The 1,615-nt window shown below is 72.5% G+C and carries 1 protein-coding gene; it reads left to right on the forward strand.

The window, feature by feature from the left end:
- Positions 1–70: 70 nt before the first annotated feature.
- Positions 71–1,615: polyketide synthase dehydratase domain-containing protein (locus tag WA788_RS35230; protein ID WP_335984518.1), on the forward strand; the 1,545-nt coding region annotated here is incomplete at its 3' end.

Raw genomic sequence — 1,615 nt, forward strand, 5'->3', positions numbered from 1 at the left:
TGCGGGGCCGGACGGTGTCGTGGCCGGTCTGGCGCAGGCGAACGCTGAGGACGCTGTTGCGGTGGCCCTGATGCGCAAGGACCGTGACGACGCGGGCACCGTGCTTCAGGCGCTCGGCCAGTTGTTCGTGCAGGGCGTTCCGGTGACGTGGGACGCGCTGTTCGGCGAGCGCAGGCCCACCGGCTGGGTGGACCTGCCGACGTACGCCTTCCAGCGGCGCCGTTACTGGCCGCAGGCGTCTCTGGTCGGGGGCGACGTGACGGCGGCCGGGCTGGTGTCGGCGGAGCATCCGTTGCTGGGTGCGGTGGTGTCGGTGCCGGATTCGGGTGCGGTGGTGCTGACGTCGCGGTTGTCGCTCCGTACGCAGCCGTGGTTGCGGGATCACGCGGTGCACGGGGTGGTGCTGTTCCCGGGAACGGGCTTTGTGGAGCTGGCGGTTCGGGGTGCCGATGCCGTGGGGGCTGGTGGGCTGCGGGAGTTGGTCGTGGAGGCGCCGTTGGTCGTTCCCGAGGCGGGGAGCGTGCAGGTGCAGGTGGTGGTTAACGACGACGGCCGGCTTTCGGTGTACGCCCGTACCGGCGAGGACGAGCCCTGGACCCGCCACGCGACCGCCGTGCTCGGCGAGGTAGCCGCCCCCGAGCCGGCCGGGTGGCAGTGGCCGCCGGTGGACATCGCGCAGGCCGACATCGGCGACTTCTACCCGGCGCTCGAAGCCGACGGTTTCGTGTACGGCCCCGCGTTCCAGGGCCTGCGGCAGGTGTGGGTCGGCGCCGAGGAGGTCTACGCCGAGGTCGCCGTGGCGGACGAGAACGCCGATCAGGCTCGCAGGTTCGGGGTACACCCGGCGCTGCTGGATGCCGCGCTCCAGGCGAGCACCTTCGCCGGGCTCGACCCGGCGCCCGCCGGCCGTATGCCGTTCAGCTTCACCGACGTGACCCTGCACGCGGGCGGCGCGACGGCGGCTCGGGTGCACATGGTCCGAACGGGACCCGACAGCGTCCGCGTCGAACTGGTCGACGCCGACGGCCGGTTGGTGCTGACGATCGGCACCCTGGTGCTCCAGCCGGTCACATCCACCGGCCCCGCCGGTGACGCCCAGGCGGGCGCGATGCTGGCGGTCGACTGGTCGTCGGTGGTGGCGGTGCCGGAGGAGGTGCCGGGTGCGGGTGCGGGTGTGGCGGTGTTCGGTGTGTCGGAGGACGTCGAACCGGGTGCGGATGTGCTGGTGTTGGCGGCCTACGGTGCCGCGGGCGATGTGGTGGGGTCGGCGCATGAGGTGACCGGTTGGGTGTTGGCTCAGGTGCAGCGGTGGGTGGGGGATGAGCGGTTCGGTGGAAGCCGGTTGGTGGTGGCGACGCGGGGTGCGGTCGAGGCGGAGCCGGGGGAGGCGGTCGCTGATCTGGCGGGTTCGGCGGTGTGGGGTCTGGTGCGGTCGGCGCAGGCGGAACACCCCGGGCGGATCACCCTGGTGGACGTCGAAGCGTCGGCCACCTCTCTGGACACCGATCTCATCGCCAAGCTCGCGGCTGGTGGGGAGCCGCAGGTGGTCGTCCGGGACGAGGTCGTCCGTGCGGCGCGACTGGTGCGCGTGACGCCGACCCCGGACGTCTCGGAT

The sequence above is a fragment of the Streptomyces sp. CA2R106 genome (genome assembly GCF_037034245.1).
Lineage (GTDB): Bacteria > Actinomycetota > Actinomycetes > Streptomycetales > Streptomycetaceae > Actinacidiphila.